14 protein-coding genes and 2 tRNA genes are annotated in these 13,724 nt (G+C 68.4%); 3 read left to right on the forward strand and 13 right to left on the reverse strand.

The features are described 5' to 3' along the window. Window positions 1–101: 101 nt before the first annotated feature. Window positions 102–677, forward strand: a complete 576-nt coding sequence (locus AC1DG4_RS00700; RefSeq protein WP_477377861.1) for an Lrp/AsnC family transcriptional regulator — start codon at window positions 102–104, stop codon at window positions 675–677. A 113-nt stretch (window positions 678–790) separates the two neighbouring features. Here AC1DG4_RS00700 and AC1DG4_RS00705 read toward each other — a convergent pair whose 3' ends face one another. From AC1DG4_RS00705 to yczE, 3 genes are all read right to left on the reverse strand, one after another. Further along, the gene (locus AC1DG4_RS00705; protein WP_477377860.1) at window positions 791–1,132 is read right to left on the reverse strand and encodes an avidin-fold protein; all 342 of its coding nucleotides are present in this window, start codon (window positions 1,130–1,132) and stop codon (window positions 791–793) included. A 358-nt stretch (window positions 1,133–1,490) separates the two neighbouring features. Next, window positions 1,491–2,312, reverse strand: a complete 822-nt coding sequence (locus tag AC1DG4_RS00710; RefSeq protein WP_477377858.1) for a phosphatase PAP2 family protein — start codon at window positions 2,310–2,312, stop codon at window positions 1,491–1,493. 34 nt (window positions 2,313–2,346) lie between these two features. Further along, entirely contained in the window at window positions 2,347–3,087 is a 741-nt protein-coding gene (gene yczE / locus AC1DG4_RS00715) for a membrane protein YczE (RefSeq protein WP_477377856.1), read from the reverse strand. Between the two features lie 61 nt (window positions 3,088–3,148). Between yczE and yczR the strand changes: the two genes are divergently transcribed. Then, complete coding sequence (gene yczR / locus AC1DG4_RS00720; protein ID WP_477377854.1) at window positions 3,149–4,576, forward strand: MocR-like transcription factor YczR; 1,428 nt, start codon at window positions 3,149–3,151, stop codon at window positions 4,574–4,576. Window positions 4,577–4,613: 37 nt separating this feature from the next. On the opposite strand, the gene AC1DG4_RS00725 is transcribed toward yczR, so the two are convergent. The 8 genes from AC1DG4_RS00725 to AC1DG4_RS00760 all read right to left on the reverse strand — a co-directional run bounded on the left by AC1DG4_RS00725 (window position 4,614) and on the right by AC1DG4_RS00760 (window position 9,757). After that, on the reverse strand, window positions 4,614–5,504 hold the full coding sequence (locus tag AC1DG4_RS00725) for a hypothetical protein (RefSeq protein WP_477377852.1): 891 nt from the start codon (window positions 5,502–5,504) through the stop codon (window positions 4,614–4,616). Between the two features lie 208 nt (window positions 5,505–5,712). After that, window positions 5,713–6,060, reverse strand: coding sequence for a hypothetical protein (locus AC1DG4_RS00730; protein WP_477377850.1), 348 nt, complete (start codon window positions 6,058–6,060; stop codon window positions 5,713–5,715). Continuing rightward, window positions 6,057–6,428 (reverse strand): hypothetical protein, encoded by a 372-nt coding sequence (locus AC1DG4_RS00735; RefSeq protein WP_477377848.1) that lies wholly within the window; start codon window positions 6,426–6,428, stop codon window positions 6,057–6,059. The genes AC1DG4_RS00730 and AC1DG4_RS00735 overlap by 4 nt, the downstream gene beginning before the upstream one ends. Window positions 6,429–6,543: 115 nt before the next feature. Then, window positions 6,544–6,616, reverse strand: a tRNA-Ala gene (locus AC1DG4_RS00740). A 68-nt stretch (window positions 6,617–6,684) separates the two neighbouring features. After that, a tRNA-Ile gene (locus AC1DG4_RS00745) sits at window positions 6,685–6,758 on the reverse strand. 56 nt (window positions 6,759–6,814) lie between these two features. Next, complete coding sequence (locus tag AC1DG4_RS00750) at window positions 6,815–7,738, reverse strand: DUF4097 family beta strand repeat-containing protein (protein WP_477377846.1); 924 nt, start codon at window positions 7,736–7,738, stop codon at window positions 6,815–6,817. Then, window positions 7,735–8,421: a LuxR C-terminal-related transcriptional regulator gene (locus AC1DG4_RS00755; protein ID WP_477377845.1), complete on the reverse strand. Its 687-nt coding sequence runs from the start codon at window positions 8,419–8,421 to the stop codon at window positions 7,735–7,737. Before AC1DG4_RS00755 ends, AC1DG4_RS00750 begins: the two co-directional genes overlap by 4 nt. Window positions 8,422–8,473: 52 nt before the next feature. Beyond that, window positions 8,474–9,757, reverse strand: a complete 1,284-nt coding sequence (locus tag AC1DG4_RS00760) for a sensor histidine kinase (protein WP_477377843.1) — start codon at window positions 9,755–9,757, stop codon at window positions 8,474–8,476. Window positions 9,758–9,926: 169 nt separating this feature from the next. Between AC1DG4_RS00760 and AC1DG4_RS00765 the strand changes: the two genes are divergently transcribed. Beyond that, the gene (locus tag AC1DG4_RS00765) at window positions 9,927–10,640 is read left to right on the forward strand and encodes a VIT1/CCC1 transporter family protein (RefSeq protein WP_477377841.1); all 714 of its coding nucleotides are present in this window, start codon (window positions 9,927–9,929) and stop codon (window positions 10,638–10,640) included. Between the two features lie 108 nt (window positions 10,641–10,748). Here AC1DG4_RS00765 and AC1DG4_RS00770 read toward each other — a convergent pair whose 3' ends face one another. Together AC1DG4_RS00770 and gyrA are read right to left on the reverse strand one after the other, a co-directional pair. Then, complete coding sequence (locus AC1DG4_RS00770) at window positions 10,749–11,150, reverse strand: DUF3566 domain-containing protein (RefSeq protein ID WP_477377839.1); 402 nt, start codon at window positions 11,148–11,150, stop codon at window positions 10,749–10,751. Beyond that, window positions 11,147–13,714 carry a DNA gyrase subunit A gene (gene gyrA, locus AC1DG4_RS00775; RefSeq protein WP_477377837.1) on the reverse strand — a complete coding sequence of 856 codons (2,568 nt, stop codon included), beginning with the start codon at window positions 13,712–13,714 and terminating at the stop codon, window positions 11,147–11,149. The genes AC1DG4_RS00770 and gyrA overlap by 4 nt, the downstream gene beginning before the upstream one ends. Window positions 13,715–13,724: the final 10 nt, after the last annotated feature.

Raw genomic sequence — 13,724 nt, forward strand, 5'->3', positions numbered from 1 at the left:
TCAGACGACCAGATCGGGTTTTCCGGCACTATATCCGACTGAACGGCTGGATTCCGGTCATTCGATTGTCACGCTTCCGTCACTACGGCAATATGTCCAGTATGAGCGACGATCAGCCCTCCGCCCCTGGACGATCCGCGCCCGTGATCGACGAAATCGCCTACGACATCCTCCGGGCGTTGCGCCGCAACGGGCGGATCTCGATCGCCGCCCTGGCGCAGGAGGTCGGGATCTCCCGAGCCAGCGCCTACTCGCGGGTGGAGTCGCTCACCCGCGCCGGGATCCTCACGGGCTACACCGCGGAGGTGGACACGACGCGTCTCGGCCTCGGCGTCAGTGCCCTCGTGTTCTGCACGATCCAACCGCAGTCGTGGACATCGTTCCTGCAGGCGATCGGGGAGATGCCCGACGTCGAATCGGCCAGGGTGATGACCGGCGAGCACGATGTGATGCTCGTCGTGCGCAGCGTCGACATGGAGGCCATGCAGTCGCTCGTGATCGGCACGATCGCGGACCGTCCAGAAGTCACCAAGGTCGAGACCGCGATCGTGATGGGCGAGGTTTTCCGTCGTCCCTTCGTGCTCCCGGACGAGATCCCGCAGCGCGTGGCGATCGGCGTCGACAGCGGCCTGATGCGGTTCACCCGCACCGACGGGAGCCGCGGCACCCGCATCTGACCCCGGCCCCTGAGCGAGCGCAGCAACCCCGGTCCCTGAGCGAGCGCAGCGACCCCGGTCCCTGAGCGAGCAAACCAACCCCGGTCCCTGAGCGAGCGCAGCGAGACGAAGGGTCAGACCTGCAGGCAGACGCTCACGTGGTCGATGCCGTCGACGGCGAAGTCCTCGATGAGACGGAGCCGGCCGTCGTCCTCCTGCTCGGCGCGACTGACCGCGTCCCCGCGCACGACGGAGCCGTCGCTGACCAGCGCATGCGCGAACGAGACGCGCACCTCGGCGCCGGCAATCTCGCCGACGAACCGGCCCTCGGTCACGGTGTCTCCGGTGTACTCGCCCCAGATCAGGCGGCCGTCCTGGTGGTAGTCGAAGGTCGTCGGGGCGTCGGAATCGACGTCGCTCGCGGTCGAGGAGACCATGGCGAAGCGCATTCCGTCGAGGAAGAGCGTGGAAGGCATGACGACGAGTATGGACCCGTGACCGGTCTTCGGCGCAATCGCCGTGTCGTCCGCCGCGGCGCTCGAACCCGGCCCGCGGAGGGGCTGCCGACATCGTCCGACCCACTCTGGAATGACATTCTCCACAGTGCCGGAATCTATTAACAGGTTCATCCACATGTGGATTACTCGGTGAATGCGGAAATCGTCCCGCTGCGCGAGGTGCGACCGGCGTCATCCCCGCGATACCGGCTGTTCACCGGTTGTTTTCCCGAGACCGGCGACGCCACATCCCGGCCGCCGCCGGAAAGCATCCGCCGATATTCCAGAGGCCCTCCCCGTCCCGCCGAGAACACCGAGCGAGGCTCTCGGATCCGTGTCAGGAAATGCGTCGGAAGACCGCGTTCCCCGCGGCGGCCAGAGCGCTCCCGACAGCGAGGATCGCCGCGCCCCCGCCGGCGTAGGCGATCTGCAGATGGCTGCCGTGGTTCTGCACGGTGATGAAGATGATGACGAACGCGACGCCGGAGGCGAGCGCGCTCACCCCCGCGATCCACCACAGCGCCGGAAGCCGGCGGGCTGGCGGCACGGCCTCCGGCACACGCCAGAGCAGCAGAGCGATTCCGCCGATGCAGCCGCATGCCGCCACGAGCATGAAGGCGGCGACCACGTCGCTCGGCCGGTGCCACTGCTGGATCACGAGCAGGATCCCGGTGACCACGGCGAACGCGCCGCCCAGCACCGCTGCCAACGGGCGCCATCGCGGCCGGCACACGAGGAAGATGGCGAATGCTGCCGCAGAAGCGACCGTCGCATGCCCGGACGGGAATGAATTTCCGAGCAGATCGGTGGCGCCGGTCTCGGCACGCTCCAGGAACACGTGCTTGGCGAGTTCCGCGGCGACCACCGCGATCCCTCCCACGGCGAGCGCGACCAGCAGGTGCCGGAACCGTCGCGTGACCAGGCCGATGACGAGCGTGAGGAGAATGCCCCCGCCGATCGCGATGGTCGGAACATTGCCGAGCACCATGCCGGTCAGGCGGTAGACCAGGTCATGCTGCGTGGACGCCCCCACGAAGGCCCGCTCGTCGACGATCTGCCCGACATAGGTGCGCACGAAGAACACGTACGTCGCCACGAAGGCCGCTGCCAGGACCACGGCGGCTATCGCGAAGGACCACACTCCACGTCTCGCCGTCATGCACCCATCATGCAGGTTCGAACTGTGCGATCCCTCACCAGTCGCTGCGATCACGCGCAGCCCGCAGATCGCCGAGGGCACGTGAGTCGTCGTGCGTCGCGATGCCGCCGCGTTGCAGAATCGGGCGGGGGAGCCGGGCATCCTCCTGGATCCGCGTGCGGATCTCCGGTGTCTCCGTCTCGGCACGACCTCGCCGGCCCGTCCGCGCCGTGTCAAGCAGGGGCAGCGCGATGTGCACGAGCGGACCGATTCCGAGCGCGAACACGACGGTGCCGACGCCGACCGTTCCGCCGAGCAGCCATCCGATCGCGAGCACGGTGAGCTCGACCGACAGGCGCGACACCCAGATCGGCCAGCCGAGACGCGCGTTCATCCCGGTCATCAGACCGTCGCGCGGTCCGGGTCCGAAACGCGCGCCGATGTAGAGCCCGCTGGCGAGGGCGACCACGAGGACGCCGGCGACGAGCACGAGCACCTGCACGAGGAGGCCGTGTACGGGAGGGATGACGGTGACGGTCGCCTGGATCGCGGTGCCCACGAGCAGCACGTTCAGGAGCGTGCCGACGCCAGGTTTCTGCCGCAGCGGGATCCACAGCAGCAGCACCAGCAGCCCGACGATGTTCGTGATCCAGCCGACGCCGATGCCGGTGCGCAGCGCGAGTCCCTCGGCGAACACCGTCCACGGATCCACGCCCAGCCCGGCGACGATCGTGAGTCCGCAGCCGAAGCCGTAGAGCACGAGCCCGACCAGCAGTTGCAGCACGCGTCTTGTCATGGATCCATGATGATCCCCAACTGGCCTGTTGCGAACAGTCCAATCACCCTAGGCTGGCCTGATGGACTCCCGTCTCTCCGCGCGCGCCCTCGTCGAGCTGCTCGGGCTGTGGCGCACGAGCGAACCTGCCTTCGACGCCCTCGCCGACGGCATCCGCCTGCTCTGCCTCGACAACCGGATCGCCCCGGAGACGGCGCTGCCCGCCGAGCGCGAGCTCGCGGCGGCTCTCGGTGTGAGCCGCACCACGGTCGCCGCGGCCTACCGCGGCCTCCGCGCCACCGGGCACATCGTGAGCCGGCAGGGGTCGGGCAGCGTGACCAGGCCGCTCGGGCGCACCACGTCGGCGCGCTGGTTCGACCGCGAGGGCATCGACCTGCAGCAGGCCAGCCCGCCCGCCTGGCCAGGTTTGCCCGGCGTGATCGCCGAGACCGCCGCGTCGGCCACCGCGCTCGTCTCGCGCGCGGGGTACGACATCCTCGGGCACGCCGAGCTTCGGTCCGCGATCGCCGACCGCTACGCCCTGCTCGGGATCCCGACCTCGCCCGCGCAGATCATGGTGACCACCGGAGCGCAGCAGGCGCTCAACCTCATCGCTTCGACCCTTCTGCGCCGGGCCGATCGCGTGCTCCTGGAGACCCCCAGCTATCCGCACGCCATGGAGACGTTCCGTCGTGTGGGTGCCCGCCTCGTCGGCGTGCCCGTCGAGACCGCGCACGGGTGGGATCTGGATCGCGCCGCACAGGCCTTCGCCCGCGCCAGGCCCGTGCTCGCGTACCTGATGCCGGAGTTCCAGAACCCGACAGGGCGTTCGATGACCGTCGAGGAGCGTGCGGTGTTCGAACGCGCCGCGCACGACGCCGGCTCCTTCCTGCTCATCGACGAGACCACGGCCGACCTCGACATCGACGGCGTTGCGCGCTTGCAGCCGCTGGGCGCGACGGACACCGGGACGATCCGGGTCGGGTCGCTCGGCAAGTCGGTCTGGGGAGGGTTGCGGATCGGCTGGATCCGCGCGGCGGACGACGTGATCCGCCGTCTGCGCGCCGCCCGCCCGACGCACGACCTGGGTACACCGGACCTCGAGCAGGCCGTCGCCACCCGCATCGTGCACCGCCTCGACGAGATCCTGCCGCAGCGTGCGGCTCTGCTCGGCGCGGGCAGGGACGCCCTCACCACGGCTCTCGTCCGGGAGCTGCCGGATTGGTCCGTGCCGCAGGTGCACGGCGGCGTCGCGATCTGGGCCGGGCTGGGCGCGCCGCTCAGCTCGGCGCTCGTGATCGATGCCGCGTCGCACGGACTGCACCTCAGCGCGGGCCCGCGGTTCGCCGTGGAGGGCGGTCAGGAGCGCCACCTGCGCATCCCGTTCACCACGGAGCCGCGCGAGCTCGAACGCGCCGTGGAGATCCTCGCCGGCTCATGGCAGCGCGTCATCGCGGGTGCCCCGCGCATGGCGGCATCGTCCTCGACGCTCGCCGAAGCGGTCGTGTGATCCGCCGCTCAGCCGATGTACCGCTCGTCGGGTCGGCCTAGGCGGCTGATTCCCCGGAACCCAACTCCTCACCCGCTCGCCAGAAGTTCATCGCTGAGGCGATCCCGGCAACGATCAGAACGGCGCCGAGCAAGAGGAACGCGATCACCCATGGCATCGCGCCGGCGACCTCCGTCACGGCCGAACCAGGGGCAACGGCGGAGGACAGTGGCGTCATCGCGAGCACCAGGTCGACGCCCCCGAGGCCGGCCAGCCAGAGATCGAAGCGCCAGCGGTAGTCGAAGAAGCGCCAGAACCGGCGTCCGGGGGCATCCACACCGGGCCGGGTCCTCCCGGCGGCGACGGCCCGTTGATACGCGAGCTTCTTGATCAGCGAGGTGATCGCCGCGACGGTCACACCGAAGCTGATCGAGCCATAGATGACCCAGTAGTGCGAGAAGTCGTTCTCGCCTCCGATATCGGCCGGCCAACCGCCGGTGAACCAGGAGATCATCGGCAGCCCCACGAGGACGAACGAGATCACGAGGCCGACGACGATCCAGAAGATGTGCCAGCCGATCGAGAGCACTCTGAACCGGGAGACCATGCTCGCGGAAGAACGGCGGGCATCCGACGGGGCGGGGTTGCGTGTCATGGCGCCTCTGCGCAGCTGCTCGCCCGCGACCAGCCCGCACATCGCAAGCAGCAGGATCACACCGGGCGCCGCACCCATTGCGACGGCGGCCGACGCGCGCAGACCGTCGAGCGAGGAGTCATCCCGGCCGCCCGCGATCGCGGTCATGAGGAGCCCGCCCCCGATCAGGAGCACCAGTGCAACGGCAGAGAGCACGGCTCCGATGATGCTGAGCACCTTCCCGAACCGCCGGTTGGCTTCGGCGACACGCGCCCGTCGTGCGACGAGCGCTTCCCCTGTCAATTCGTCGGTCACGTGGCCTCCCCTGTTCGTCGTTCCGCCCGACTCACGGACCGATCGGTCGATCGAAGAGCGTGCGGCACGCTGTGCCCTGCGATGAGCCCGGCAGTCACGAACTCTCCCGACGCCGGCCCACCAAGGGGCGTGTGTGGGAGATCCGCTGCAGGCTCATGTCGCGCACACTATCCCCCCAGGCATTCATCATCCGCCGCCGAGACGACCGTCACCTGCGTTTCGTGGTCACCGCACCCATGGCGAATCCGACGATGGCCGCGCAGGCAGCCACGAGCAGGACCGTGCGCGTCGGATGATGTTTCACGTGGGTGACCGCTCTGTCGCCGACGTCGCCGACGTACTCCGTGGCCTGGCGCACTCCTGCGACGACTTCCTGGCGAGTGGCGTCGATCGCGCCCGTGACCGCGCCCGCCGCGACGTCCACCACGTGCGACGTGGCCTCGGACACCGTCGAGACGGTGCTGTTCGCCGCATCGGCGGCCTTGTCCGCGACGTCCTGCACCGCGTCGGCGGCGGCCCGACCCATGTCGCCCGCCTCGTGCCCTGATTCCGTCATCGCTGCGACCCGCTCTTCTTGACTTGCTTCATGGCGGATCGAGCGGCTGCTTCCGCTCGTTTGAGTGCCTTCTTGCGGGCCTTCTTCACCTTGGGGTCGTTCCACATGGCATCGATGCTCGCTCTGATGTCGCGGTACCGACCGCGACCCGCCTTCGCACCGTAGAAGTAGGCCACCATCGCGACCACGCCGATACCGAGCCAGACAAAGTACTTTCCCATTTCGCTCTCTTCCTCCACACGGAACGCCGTGCGGTCGCTGGGTACGCTCGAAGGATCACGCCGTTTCGGGGTCAGCACCAGACCCTTGACAAGCACGGGCCGCTGTCCCCTCGGATGCGATGAGGACACGCAGAGGCCCAGATCCACTGCGAGAGTCTTGCCGACGGTGAAGTTCGCGAAGCTCGCCGGATTCGGTTTGAGCGGCTGTGTCCGTGGGAAGCAAGAACGGGTTGGATATGCATCCAACCCGTTCACTGTGTTGTGGAGCCTAGGAGATTCGAACTCCTGACATCCTGCTTGCAAAGCAGGCGCTCTACCAACTGAGCTAAGGCCCCGTGTCGATATTTCGACGGGTTTCGACCGAATGAGCGGATCCGATTTCTCGGATCCGCTCACATGTCGGTGGGGCTACCAGGACTTGAACCTGGGACCTCTTCATTATCAGTGAAGCGCTCTAACCGCCTGAGCTATAGCCCCTTATCAACCTCCAAGACTTTACCGGACGTTGACACGATCACGAAATCGAGCGGAGCTCAGCTGCCCTCGCGCAGGGTGATGCTGCCGGCGGACAGACGCGCACCGATGCGGTGGGTCGAGGACGGATCCGTCTGGAGCCGGGCGTCGATGGTGCCCGCCGACGAGTCCTTCATGAGCGCATAGCGCCCTGTCGGCACCGTCACGTCCATGGATCCGGCGCTCACGTCCAGGACGATGTCATCCGGCTGGCGGCCCGAGATCGTCGCGTTCAGCTCTCCCGCCGACATCGACAGGTCCGCGGTGGTGACGTCCTCCAGGCGCAGCGTGGCGGATCCCGCATTCACCTGGGTGGTCACGGTCTTCGCGCCCCCGTCGAGCGACAGCGAGCCGGCGTTCACCCTTGTGGTCAAGGTGTCGAAACGGCCTTCGGCCGAGAGAGTACCGGCATCCAGCTGCAGATCAGCGGTCAGCTCGCCCTCCAGCTCCCGGGGGAGCGTGAGCGTCATCTGCGGATCGATGCCGAACCAACCGCCGATCCACCAGCCGAACGGCCCGTTGGGGCGGTCGACCCGCAGTACATCGCCGTCGCGACGCACCGTCCAGTCGCTGCTGCCGGTGCCGCTGACCTGCATGGTGGCCTCGTTCACATCGTCGAAGCGGATCGTGGCCGAGCCGCGCCCTACCTCGACCTTCAGGCCGGTGACGCCCGTCGTGTCGACGCTGGTGCTGCGCGCCGCCGAGCCGTCGCTCGACGCGACCTGAGTGACGGCCGCGAGAGCGGACCCGCCGCCGACCGTGACCAGCGCCCCGCCGCCGATGATCGCCGCGGCGATCGTGATCGCGGTCAGCGTCCCCCGGCTCGGGCTCGGGCCCGGGTTCGCTGCAGGAGCGGGAGCGGATGCGAGAGGATCCGGACCGTTCGACGCTGATGCGCGGGTCGGGTCGTGCTCCGGGGCGCTCAGAGGGGTGAGGTTCGTCATCGGTTCGTTCCTGTCTGTGTGCCGTTCAGACCGGCATTGGAGATGTGGGCGATCGTGGCGAGCACCCGGCGGTTGCCGGACTCGTCGGGCTCGAGTCCGAGCTTCTGGAAGATGGCGGTGATGTGCTTCTCGACGCTGGCCTCGGAGAGGAACAGCGTGGCCGCGATGGCCTGGTTCGACTTGCCCTCCGCGATCAGAGCGAGCACCGTGCGCTCCCTCTCAGTGAGGCTCTGCATGCGGTCGTCCTGGTTGCGACGTGTGAGCAGCTGCGCCACCACCTCCGGGTCCAGCACCGTGGATCCGGACGCGATGCGCGCGACCGACTCAATGAACTCGGAGACGTCGGCCACTCGATCCTTCAGGAGATAGCCGAGCGGACCCGCCGATCCCTGCGCGATGATCAAGTCGCGCGCATAGCGCTCCTCGACATACTGGGAGAGCACGAGCAGCGGGAGCTGCGGGAGTCGCTTTCGCAGTGACAGCGCCGCGCGGATCCCCTCGTCCACGAACGTCGGCGGGAGCCTGACGTCGAGGATGCAGAGCTCCGGATCGGTGGCGTCGACGCTCTCGTCGAGGTCGGTCGCATCGGGGAGCGCGGCGACGACCGTGTGACCGGCGTCCTCGAGGAGCCGCACGAGTCCCTCCCGGAGCAGAACCGAGTCCTCGCAGATCAGGATCCTCATGAGATGCGCTCCTTCGGGGCGGCGTCGTGGTGCTGGTCGAGAGGCGAGCGGGTCAGGATGCGCACGGGACGCTCACCTCCAGGCTGGTCGGACCGCCCGCGGGGCTGTCCAGGCGGAACGCGCCGCCGGCCGCGAGCACGCGGTTGCCGATCCCGTCGAGGCCGCCGCCGGGCAGCACGGTCGCGCCGCCGATGCCGTTGTCCTCGACCCGTGCCCAGAGCGTTCCTCCGTCGCGCACACGCACGACGACCCGGCATTCGCTGGCCCTGGAGTGCTTGGCCGCGTTGGTGAGCGATTCCGCGATGGTGAAGTACACCGCGGCCTCGGCATCGCGCGAGCATCGCCCGCTGAGCCGCACGTCGAGCACGACCGGCACGGGGGAGCGCCCGGCCAGGGCGGACAACGCCGCGTCCAGTCCGCGGTCGTCGAGCACCGACGCGTGTATTCCGCGGGCGAGCTGGCGCAGCTCGGTGATCGCGGCCTTCGTCGAGGTGTGCGCCTCGGCGATGAGGGCCTTGGCTGCCTCCGGATCCGAGTCGATCTTCTGCTGCGCCATCCCGAGGGTCATGCCGACGGAGACGAGGCGAGGCTGGACGCCGTCGTGCAGATCCCGCTCGATGCGGGTGCGCTCGACGTCCGCCGCGCGCACTGCGCCCGCACGCTGGGCGGTGGTCGTGCGCACCTGCTCGCTGAGGTCGAGGTTGCGATCGGGAGTGGCCACGATGCCGCGCGAGATCACCCGGTGCAGCAGAGCCACGCTGATGATGCCGACGATGCCGGCCGCGGCACCCGCGGCACCGATGAGCGGAGCCCAGGCGCTCGGATACCTCGTACCCCAGCCGGTGTCGACCTCACCCGACGTGAAGAGCGGTGCGAAGGCCGTGACCGCCGACCAGCCGAACCAGGCCATGAGCCGCAGCACCAGGGATCCGAGAGCGCAGGCGATCGCGAAGTTGGCCAGTGCCCGCCACATCCGGCCGTTGTAGGCCTGACGCCACAGCGAGAGCAGCCAGCCGCCGAAGCCGGGGTGGTCGACCGCACGCCAGCGCAGAGCCGGGAGGTCGAACCCGTACAGCCCGTTCAGCCGGGCGATCTCGAACCAGGCGACGCCGAACACCGCGTAGACCAGACCCACGAGCACGATCACGCCGACGCCGATGAAGCTGAGACCGAAGCCGAGCCCCAGGCCCCCTCCGAGGATGCCCATCACACCGGATCCGACCACGCCGAGCGCGGCGAGCTCGAGGATCGTGAGGAACAGGCGCACAGGGGTGCGCGCCGCCGCCGCGACAGGACCTGTCGCGGGGGGCGGGGAGTAGGACGGTGCTGTGCTCATACCTCCACGCTAGGGGCGCGCTCGTGAGCGCGGAACGGAGGAATCCGGGTGATCCGCTTCGGGGTTTCCGTAAGGATCCCGGTTATGCATGCCTTGCCTTGATGGACTCCGGTGCGCACAGGTGCTTACGTGGACCCATCGATGTCCTCGGCGAACGGAGTGAGACGACGTGACTGCACTGCATCCGCACGAACCCCACGGCACGGGCCTCGGGCAGCGTCTGAACTGGCTGCGCGCCGGAGTGCTCGGCGCGAACGACGGCATCGTCTCCGTCGCCTCGCTCGTGGTCGGAGTGGCCGGCGCGACGACCGACAACGCCGCGCTGCTCGTCGCGGGCCTCGCCGGCCTGATCGGCGGCGCGATCTCGATGGCGCTCGGCGAGTACGTCTCGGTGAGCAGCCAGCGCGACAGCGAGCACGCCCTCATCGCGAAGGAGCGCGAGGAGCTGCGCACCATGCCCGAGGCGGAGCTCGCCGAACTCACCGAGCTGTATCGCCAGCGCGGTCTGAGCGACGACACCGCGCAGCGGGTCGCCGTGGAGCTCACCGCCCACGATGCTCTGGCGGCGCATCTCGAGGTCGAGCTCGGCATCGACCAGGACGACCTCGTCAATCCATGGCACGCGGCGATGTCCTCTGCGATCGCGTTCACGGTCGGGGCGATCCTGCCGCTGCTCGCGATCCTGCTGCCGCCAGTGGGCTGGCGGGTGCCGGTCACGTTCGTCGCGGTGCTGATCGCCCTCGCGGCGACGGGCTTTCTCTCGGCACGGATCGGCGGTTCGAACCCGGTGCGCGCCTCGATTCGGCTGGTCATCGGAGGGGCGCTGGCCCTCGTTGCGACGTGGCTCATCGGCACGCTGCTCGGAGCCACCGGAGTCGTCTGACCAGTCCCGTCATCTCCCTTCGGTTCCTGAGCGCCCTTCGTCTCGCTGCGCTCGCTCAGGAACCGCGAAGGCCCGGATCCGAGGATCCGGGCCTTCGCGCTGAAAGCGTCAGTTCGAGGTGAAGCCGACCAGCAGTCCGCCGGTGACCTTGACCGCAAGGTTGTAGATGCCGGCGACGATCGCGCCGAGCACCGTGAAAACGATGAGGTTGAGGATCGCGACGACGGATCCGAACGCCAGCACCTGCGGCAGTCCGATGACGGCGCTCAGCTTGGCGCCGTCGGCGATGCCGGCGACGAACTCGTCCGCCTTGGCGATCAGTTGCGTGGCGTCCAGCACCAGGTAGATGAGCAGGAACGAGACCAGCGTCACGATCGCGATGGCGATCGCACCGAGGAAGGACAGCTTCACAGCCGACCAGAAGTCGATGTAGACCAGGCGCAGGCGCACCTGCTTGCTGGAGGTCTTACGGGAAGACTTCTTCGCGAGCTTGTCGGCTACCGTGCTCATGCGTCAGTTCCTTCGGGGGCTTCGGGGGATTCTGTCTCGGGTGCCGCGCCGGAGTCCTCGGACTCGTCATTGTCGGCAAGGCCGCGCTCGGTGTTCCGGGCTATCGCGAGGATCCGATCGTCCTCTGCGGCCCTCGCGAAGACGACGCCCATGGTGTTGCGACCCTTCGCCGGCACCTCGGCCACGGCAGAGCGTACCACCTTGCCGCTGGCAAGAACCACAAGGACCTCATCGTCCTCCTGGACGATCAGACCCCCCGCCAGAATGCCCCGGTCATCGTTCAGTTTCGCGACCTTGATGCCCTGGCCGCCGCGGCCCTGCACCCGGTATTCGTCGACGGAAGTGCGCTTCGCGTAGCCGCCGTCGGTGACCACGAAGACGAAGCCGTCACCGGTGACGAGCGACGCGGAGAGCAGGCTGTCCGCCCCGTTGAACCGCATGCCCTTGACGCCCTCGGTCGCGCGCCCCATCGGACGCAGCGCCTCGTCGGTGGCCTGGAAGCGCACCGACATGCCGTGCCGGCTGATCAGCAGGACGTCGTCGGTGGCGTCGGCGAGGAAGGCACTGACGAGCTCGTCATCCTCACGAAGGCGGATCGCGATGACCCCGCCCTGACGGTTGGTGTCGTAGTCGTGCAGGCGGCTCTTCTTCACCAGGCCGCCGCGCGTGGCGAGCACCAGATACTGCGCCGCGTCGTAGTCGCGGATGTCGAGGATCTGCGCGATCTTCTCGTCCGGCTGCAGCGCGAGCAGGTTCGCGACGTGCTGGCCCTTCGCGTCGCGGCCGGCCTCGGGGATCTCATACGCCTTGGTGCGGTAGACCCGGCCCTTGTCCGTGAAGAACAGCAGCCAGTGGTGCGTGGTGGTCACGAAGAAGTGCTCGACGAGGTCGTCTGCGCGCAGCTGTGCGCCCTTGACGCCCTTGCCGCCGCGGTGCTGCGATCGGTAGTTGTCGCTGCGCGTGCGCTTGATGTAGCCGTCACGGGTGACCGTGATGACCATCTCCTCCTCGGCGATGAGGTCTTCCATCGAGACGTCGCCGTCGAAGCCGTGCAGGATGTGGGTGCGACGGTCATCGCCGAAGCGGTCGACGATCGCGGTGAGCTCCTCGCGGATGATCGCACGCTGGCGGCCCTCGTCGGCGATGATCTCCTTGTAGTCGGCGATTCGCACTTCGAGCTCGTTCGCCTCGTCGATGATCCTCTGGCGCTCCATCGCCGCGAGGCGGCGCAGCTGCATGTCGAGGATCGCCTGCGCCTGCTCGTCATCGATGTCGAGGAGGCGCTGCAGGCCCTCGTTCGCCTCCGCCGCGGTGGGCGAGCGGCGGATCAGGGCGATGACCTCGTCCAGCGCGTCGAGCGCCTTGAGGTAGCCCTGCAGGATGTGCATGCGCGCCTCGGCCTTGGCCAGGCGGAACTTCGTGCGGCGCACGATGACGTCGATCTGGTGGTCGAGCCAGTGCGTGATGAAGCCGTCGAGCGCGAGCGTGCGCGGCACGCCGTCGACGATCGCGAGCATGTTGGCGCCGAAGTTGTCCTGCAGCTGCGTGTGCTTGTACAGGTTGTTCAGCACGACCTTCGCGACCGCGTCGCGCTTGAGCACGATCACCAGACGCTGGCCGGTTCGGTCGCTGGACTCGTCGCGGATGTCGGCGATGCCCGTGATCTTGCCGTCCCGGGCCAGGTCGCCGATCTTCACCGCGAGGTTGTCGGGGTTCACCTGGTACGGCAGCTCGGTGATCACGAGGCACGTGCGGCCCTGGATCTCCTCGACGCCGACGACCGCGCGCATCGTGATGGATCCGCGTCCGGTGCGGTACGCCTCCTGGACCCCCTTCGTGCCGAGGATCTGCGCGCCGGTCGGGAAGTCCGGCCCCGGAATCCGCTGGATCAGGCCCTCGAGCAGCTCCTCCCGCGGAAGGCCGGGGTTCTGCAGCGCCCAGAGCGCGGCCTCCGAGACCTCGCGCAGGTTGTGCGGCGGGATGTTCGTGGCCATGCCGACCGCGATGCCGATCGAGCCGTTCACGAGAAGGTTCGGGAACCGCGCCGGCAGGACGTCGGGTTCCTCGGTCTGGCCGTCGTAGTTCGGCGAGAAGTCGACCGTGGCCTCTTCGATGTCGCGCACCATCTCCAGCGCGAGCGGGGCCATCTTGGTCTCGGTGTATCGCGGGGCCGCGGCGCCCATGTTGCCAGGGGAACCGAAGTTGCCCTGTCCGAGCGCGAGCGGGTAACGCAGCGACCACGGCTGCACGAGGCGCACGAGGGTGTCGTAGATCGCCGAGTCGCCGTGCGGGTGGTACTGCCCCATGACCTCGCCGACGACGCGGGCGCACTTGGAGAACGACTTGTCGGGGCGGAATCCGCCGTCGTACATGCCGTAGATCACTCGGCGGTGCACGGGCTTGAGCCCGTCGCGCACATCGGGGAGCGCGCGGCCGACGATGACCGCCATCGCGTAGTCGAGGTAGGACCGCTGCATCTCCGACTGCAGGTCGACCTGGTCGATCTTGCCGTGGTTATGCCCGTCGGGGCCGGTCACTGAGCCTGTCGAAGTGTCGTCAGTCATGAATCAATCT

Source organism: Microbacterium sp. 05N427, from assembly GCF_056397105.1.

Coding starts and splice junctions, on each gene's coding strand:
- AC1DG4_RS00700 (WP_477377861.1), top strand. CDS start 102: ATGAGCGACGATCAGCCCTCCGCCCCTGGACGATCCGCGCCCGTGATC.
- AC1DG4_RS00705 (WP_477377860.1), bottom strand. CDS start 1,132: ATGCCTTCCACGCTCTTCCTCGACGGAATGCGCTTCGCCATGGTCTCC.
- AC1DG4_RS00710 (WP_477377858.1), bottom strand. CDS start 2,312: ATGACGGCGAGACGTGGAGTGTGGTCCTTCGCGATAGCCGCCGTGGTC.
- yczE (WP_477377856.1), bottom strand. CDS start 3,087: ATGACAAGACGCGTGCTGCAACTGCTGGTCGGGCTCGTGCTCTACGGC.
- yczR (WP_477377854.1), top strand. CDS start 3,149: ATGGACTCCCGTCTCTCCGCGCGCGCCCTCGTCGAGCTGCTCGGGCTG.
- AC1DG4_RS00730 (WP_477377850.1), bottom strand. CDS start 6,060: ATGACGGAATCAGGGCACGAGGCGGGCGACATGGGTCGGGCCGCCGCC.
- AC1DG4_RS00750 (WP_477377846.1), bottom strand. CDS start 7,738: ATGACGAACCTCACCCCTCTGAGCGCCCCGGAGCACGACCCGACCCGC.
- AC1DG4_RS00755 (WP_477377845.1), bottom strand. CDS start 8,421: ATGAGGATCCTGATCTGCGAGGACTCGGTTCTGCTCCGGGAGGGACTC.
- AC1DG4_RS00760 (WP_477377843.1), bottom strand. CDS start 9,757: ATGAGCACAGCACCGTCCTACTCCCCGCCCCCCGCGACAGGTCCTGTC.
- AC1DG4_RS00770 (WP_477377839.1), bottom strand. CDS start 11,150: ATGAGCACGGTAGCCGACAAGCTCGCGAAGAAGTCTTCCCGTAAGACC.
- gyrA (WP_477377837.1), bottom strand. CDS start 13,714: ATGACTGACGACACTTCGACAGGCTCAGTGACCGGCCCCGACGGGCAT.